Source organism: Flavobacterium sp. (assembly GCF_013822155.1).
Taxonomy (GTDB): domain Bacteria; phylum Bacteroidota; class Bacteroidia; order Flavobacteriales; family Flavobacteriaceae; genus Flavobacterium.
Genome location: NZ_PNJW01000096.1, coordinates 1 through 5370 on the forward strand (window position 1 = coordinate 1; position 5370 = coordinate 5370).

At 29.8% G+C, this 5370-nt stretch carries 13 protein-coding genes; all 13 read left to right on the top strand.

The annotated features are described in order from the left end of the window. Positions 1-251: 251 nt before the first annotated feature. The gene (locus C0512_RS14540; RefSeq protein WP_290862838.1) at positions 252-386 is read left to right on the top strand and encodes a hypothetical protein; all 135 of its coding nucleotides are present in this window, start codon (positions 252-254) and stop codon (positions 384-386) included. Between the two features lie 6 nt (positions 387-392). Continuing rightward, complete coding sequence (locus C0512_RS14545; RefSeq protein ID WP_290862840.1) at positions 393-1271, top strand: hypothetical protein; 879 nt, start codon at positions 393-395, stop codon at positions 1269-1271. Between the two features lie 91 nt (positions 1272-1362). Beyond that, positions 1363-2109, top strand: coding sequence for a hypothetical protein (locus tag C0512_RS14550; protein ID WP_290862841.1), 747 nt, complete (start codon positions 1363-1365; stop codon positions 2107-2109). 36 nt (positions 2110-2145) lie between these two features. Continuing rightward, positions 2146-2400, top strand: coding sequence for a hypothetical protein (locus C0512_RS14555; protein ID WP_290862843.1), 255 nt, complete (start codon positions 2146-2148; stop codon positions 2398-2400). A gap of 33 nt (positions 2401-2433) precedes the next feature. Next, positions 2434-2604 (top strand): hypothetical protein, encoded by a 171-nt coding sequence (locus tag C0512_RS14560; RefSeq protein WP_290862845.1) that lies wholly within the window; start codon positions 2434-2436, stop codon positions 2602-2604. Positions 2605-2606: 2 nt separating this feature from the next. Next, positions 2607-2777, top strand: a complete 171-nt coding sequence (locus C0512_RS14565) for a hypothetical protein (protein ID WP_290862848.1) — start codon at positions 2607-2609, stop codon at positions 2775-2777. 4 nt (positions 2778-2781) lie between these two features. After that, positions 2782-3201, top strand: a complete 420-nt coding sequence (locus C0512_RS14570) for a hypothetical protein (protein ID WP_290862850.1) — start codon at positions 2782-2784, stop codon at positions 3199-3201. Positions 3202-3263: 62 nt separating this feature from the next. After that, a complete protein-coding gene (locus C0512_RS14575; RefSeq protein ID WP_290862852.1) occupies positions 3264-3545 on the top strand; it encodes a hypothetical protein in 282 nt (93 codons plus the stop codon). Between the two features lie 67 nt (positions 3546-3612). Next, positions 3613-3990, top strand: a complete 378-nt coding sequence (locus C0512_RS14580) for a M23 family metallopeptidase (protein WP_290862854.1) — start codon at positions 3613-3615, stop codon at positions 3988-3990. Positions 3991-4154: 164 nt separating this feature from the next. Next, the gene (locus C0512_RS14585; RefSeq protein WP_290862856.1) at positions 4155-4700 is read left to right on the top strand and encodes a lysozyme; all 546 of its coding nucleotides are present in this window, start codon (positions 4155-4157) and stop codon (positions 4698-4700) included. A gap of 2 nt (positions 4701-4702) precedes the next feature. After that, positions 4703-4915, top strand: a complete 213-nt coding sequence (locus tag C0512_RS14590) for a hypothetical protein (protein WP_290862858.1) — start codon at positions 4703-4705, stop codon at positions 4913-4915. Beyond that, complete coding sequence (locus tag C0512_RS14595; protein ID WP_290862860.1) at positions 4902-5117, top strand: hypothetical protein; 216 nt, start codon at positions 4902-4904, stop codon at positions 5115-5117. The genes C0512_RS14590 and C0512_RS14595 overlap by 14 nt, the downstream gene beginning before the upstream one ends. Before the next feature lie 2 nt (positions 5118-5119). Next, on the top strand, positions 5120-5370 hold a 251-nt coding region (locus C0512_RS14600), incomplete at its 3' end, for a hypothetical protein (RefSeq protein ID WP_290862862.1).

Sequence of the window (5370 nt, forward strand, 5' to 3'; positions counted from 1 at the left end):
AAGCAAACTGTTAAACACACTTTTGATTTTTCACATATTAAAACAGATTATACACCTTATTATGAAAAATTCTATACAGAATTTTATCATAAAAAAATTTTTCACAATCCTTTTTTAATATCTTTTGATACAGTTAGGCAAATAAATCATTAATCACGTGAAAATCAAAAAATATCTTGATAAATAAAATATATTTAATAAACTTTGATTCATTCAAAAAAAACATTTTTTTTAATTAAAAACAATTATTTATGAAATTTTTAATGCGTTTGCCTTGGCTTACATTGTTAGTCTGTGCTGGATTAGTTATGTACTTTTATCCAGATTTAAAAAAATTCCTTGACGACAAAATTCCTTCTGTCGGTGAAATGTTAACCAAAAAATAATTAGTAATGAAAATCATTATCCCAAAAAATCAGCGACAATTTGATACGTTTCAAAATGAAACTATCTCTGGTATTTTAATCACGGTAAAAACAGATGCTGTTTTGACTCGTGATATGTTGGAAGGTTTACAAATCATGATTCATGATACACTTGACAACACAAAAGTTCATCAAATCACTCCGAACAATTTTGGTATGCATTTTCTTGCCAGTATTGTATTTTCAAACAATCGTCCGTTAATGGAGCGAACAACTTTAGTTTCAAAATCAATACAAGGTGAAACTCAATATTTACTTCCTTTTTATTTTGGGACAAATAAAGTTCTTAAAAATGGAAAAGGTTTGTATGTTGAGGTCAAAAATTCAGGTTTAACTGGTTCTTTATTAGATGTTACAGTAACTGTTGAAACAATCCCTTCTATCGGTTTGAAAGCATTTGATTTATCTATTGAGCGTTATACACTTGACAGTAATAAATCAAATCATACTTTGAAACTTGGTTCAAATGTTTCTCAGGTTGTTTACATCCCTTCTCCAGCCTTTTCACAATCTTATGAAATCGATGAAGTTGAAATTCATTCTGACAAATTAAATTGTGAGTTGTCTGCACGACAATTGTATAACCAAATTAATAATTCTTATGAGCCTGATACTGCTTATAAAAAAACTGCAATTGATTTGATAAAGGAAAACATTCCTTTGAACAATGTAACTGTTGAATTGGATTTAATTGATTCTCAAGCTGGTCGTGAAATTTTTATTGTTAGAAAAATTACAACACCAGAAATTGCGAACGAGTTAATTAAAAAAACAGACGAACACAATGCTGAAAACATTGCAACAATAAAACGTACTGATTTGTCAACTGCTTGTGGTTGTAAATAAAAGTATTTTCTGTTAAATTAGTTTTATTATTCATTGTATTAAATAGCCAGTTTTTCCAAAACTGGCTATTTTTTCTAAAAAAATTATGCTTATGTGGGGTTTAGCTCTTACTGCCTTAAATGGTCTCGGTGGTTCTTCTGGTACTGGTGAAAATTCTGATGCTGGTATCACTGGTACTGCAACTGGTATTTTAAATACTGGTATTTCTGCTTTAACTGGTTTTGTGACAAATATATTTTCCAATACTCTTGGTTCTGTCCTTGCTAATGGTATGGATTTATCTTGCTGGGGTTCTTCGTATAGTCCCGCTACTGCAACATCAGATATAAAACTGGATTTACCTTTTGCTTATAATTATAGTGGTTTAAATCAAAAAATTAATACCACTAATGTCAACAAATTTTGCCAGATTATGAATGGTTATATTGTTGACGCAATTAATGGACAACAACCCAAATATGCATCATGTACACGGAAAGGGCATAAATTACGACAAGATGCATTTCAAGCTGGAAAAGATTCAATTCTGGAGCAAATTTCATCGTCTGGTTATAAACTGGAAAAACAAGGTATGGTTGATGGTTATTTGCGTGTTGTTGGAGGTTTTCCGGGCTATGCTCAAGGAAATAATTTTTCCGCTGGTACTGGTACTAATTATCTTTATCAATCCGAACGTTATCTTGTAACTGAAATTTCTTCTGGTTCTTCTAACGTAAATACTGGTACTGGTCTGGAGGGTTCATCCTCTGGTGTTCCTTCTCCTCCTTCGGAGGAAAAAAAATCAAGTGGTGTAACACTTGGTGTTGTTGCTGGTATCATCGCACTCTTATCTCGTTAAAATATGAATCTTATAAAAATTTTCCAAAAAATATATATGGAGCAATTCGGATGGGCTTTTGATAATGAAATTGATATGTCTCGTACATTTAATGAACTTCACAATTTTCATGATAAAGCCGTTCCAGAATCAACTGAAAAAATACAGTCTTTATATGCAAAGATTTTTAAATCTAACGCATTTTATTTAATTGCTCCTATATTGTATTTATATCTAAAATATTTAGCTACAAAATACACACATCCAGAATACTTGAATAAAATTATTGAAAATGAAATTCAAGCTGACTAAAAAAATATTTCTAACCTTTTAAAACTTTTCATCATGAATATGTTTAAAAACGACCCGTTGGCAAAAGCATTAGGTTTAACTCCAAAAACAAAAAAACGTAAAAAAAAGGGGTTAACTGCAAAGGAAAAAAAGATTTACAATAAAGGCAAAATTGCTGGTATGCGTAAAAAATCAAAATCCCAAAGCAAAAAAAACAAATATTAACTATGTCTGATTTTAAAACAATAAAGCTTTCCTCTTTTCAAAAAAGAAAAGCTTTGTTATCTGAAATGAAAATTGCTGATATAAAAAAACTTTGTATTGACAACAAAATTACATTTGATGATAACGAAAAGAAAAAATCAATTTTAATAGCTGAAATAGCTGGTAAATTCTAAAATTATGCCTTTACTTTTTTATGGTATTATTGGTTTGGTAATCTTCCTCTTTTTTTCTGGTAGAAAAAAGGAGGTTGATTTAGGTGATTTAATCACCGTAAATCCTGATGGTTCAACCGTTCAATTCGGTATGCCTTCTATAAATATGGCAAAAGCTAAAGGTATTGCATCCCGTTTATGGGATGAAATGGGTTCAACCTTTATAACCTCTGAATCTAAAGTTATGGCTGAATTGGCTGGTTTAAATGAAGCTGATTATGTCTTAATTTTTAAAGCTTTTGGTATGAAGTCTTATGATACTGTTTTTTCTGGTTCTGGTACGTTTTGGGGTGATGATTACAACCTTACACAATGGCTTGTACACGAAATTACCAGTACTTCAAATATTAAAACATTAAAAACAAATTTTCCAAATTTCTTTTAGTTATGAAATATCTTCCTTTTTTACTCCTTCTTTTTTTCTTTTTTTCTTCTAAGAAAAAAACTGTGAAAACTGGTTCTGTTGAGGGTGGTGATTTACAAATCGATGGGGTTCTTTCAGATCATGGTGTTCTTTCTCCTACTATTAATAATTATGATACAACACCAGTTGTTGTTCTTAATTCTGGAGTTCCTCCAAAAGTGCCTACCGTTGAAAATACACCTATGCCAAAACCTACTCCGATTGCAAATTTTCCTTCCCCAAAACCAAAACCATTATTTACAATGCCGGAAATTGATTTGCTTGGTACAATTCAAAATACTGCTAAATTAAATTTTAATTATTAATTTTATGAAAAAATACGTCTGGTTCTTGGTTTTTCTGGTCGTATTTTTTCTTTTAAAAAAAACGATTATGAAATTACCAATTTTAGGGAAAATAACCTCAAAGTATGGTAATCGGGTTCATCCGATTACTGGGGTTACTTCCTTTCATAACGGAATTGATATTTCTGCTCCTGAAGGTACTGAAATACCTTCTATTTCTGATGGAGTTGTAAATTCCATTTATGAAAATACAACTGGAGGAAAACAGTTAATCATCAAACATGATACTGGTTTTACAACGGGTTATGCTCACCTTAAAAAAAATGATTTTTTTAAAATTGGTGAACGTGTTCTTCAAGGTCAAATTGTTGCATTAGTTGGAAATACTGGCAAAAGTACTGGAGCACATTTGCATTACACTTTAAGAAAAAATGGTGTTCTTGTAAATCCTTTATCTTATGTTTAAATTTTTGATTTCCATTTTGTTGTTTTTACTTTTGGTAGTTTTATTTATCTCCATTGTTTTAACTTCTCCTTTTATTTTGATATATGCAATAACAACTTTATTTGTCAAGTCTGAACCAAAAAAAGAAACTTCTTTCGCTGGTTCAATTTTAAAAACCTTTTTAAATGAAAACATCAATAAACGGGATAAACATCCTTAAAACGCACGAAGGTTTACGATTACGTGCTTATGATGATTTACAACCTTCAAAAGTAATTGCATCATCTTCTCAAGTTATTGGAAAACTTACTATCGGTTATGGTCACACTGGTAATGATGTTTTTGTCGGTCAAATTATTTCAGAATCTAAAGCTTTAGAAATTCTTATTAAAGATTTAGTATATTTTGAAAATAATATAGATAAAAACGTAAAAGTCCCAATAACGCAAAACATTTTTGATGCTTTAGTTTCTTTTTCTTACAACGTTGGAAATGGAAATTTTAATAAATCTACTTTGTTAAAATTAGTCAATTCTAACGATTTCTTAGGAGCATCAAATGAGTTTGAAAAATGGACAAAATCAGGCGGTAAAATACTAACTGGTTTGGTAGTTCGTCGTGAATCTGAAAAGGAATTGTTTATGTCTGGTATCGGAGTATCACAATTAAAAGAAACTTCCGCTTTAGCTAATGTTGGTAAGGCGGTTTTAGCAATTGCCTTATTTTCTTAATCATGAAAAATCATCTATCAGCTTTTATATCTCCAGCATTAGTCACTTCAACTGCTTTTCTTCTTGAATACGCAAAATTTTTTAATGAGTTGATTTTATCAGCTATTTTATTATTAACCTTTGTTTTTTACATTTTCAAAACTGCAAATGAATTTTATTTGTTTACAATTAGAAAAGATAAAAAACATCATTCAAAAAAAGATGAGCACATATAAAACATATAGATTTAGGCTGGAGGTTATTGGCTCTCCTTATTCTAAACAAAAATATAAAACTTTTTATTTTTCACCTAACGGTTCTAAAATTCCTATTTCTTTGAAACGTTATAAAAATGCACATAAAAATGGCTTTAAAATTCAAAGAATATTTCAAAATACTCAATTAGAGGAATTTAATATACCGTTTCAAATTAATTAATCATGGACAAAGTTCTTAAATTTATAAATGGCATTTTTGGTAGCAACCCAATAGTTGAAATATTGGATAAGTTTTTACCAGATAAAGCTGAAAAGCTTAAGTTTGAAATGCAATTAAGGGAAATCATGTTCAAAGAATTGGAAAATGAGTTCCGTGATTTGGAAAATGCCCGTTTAATGCAAATAGAAGCTTTAAAACAATCTGATATATTTTCAAAACGATTCGTTTATTATCTTTCAATCGGAATACTTGT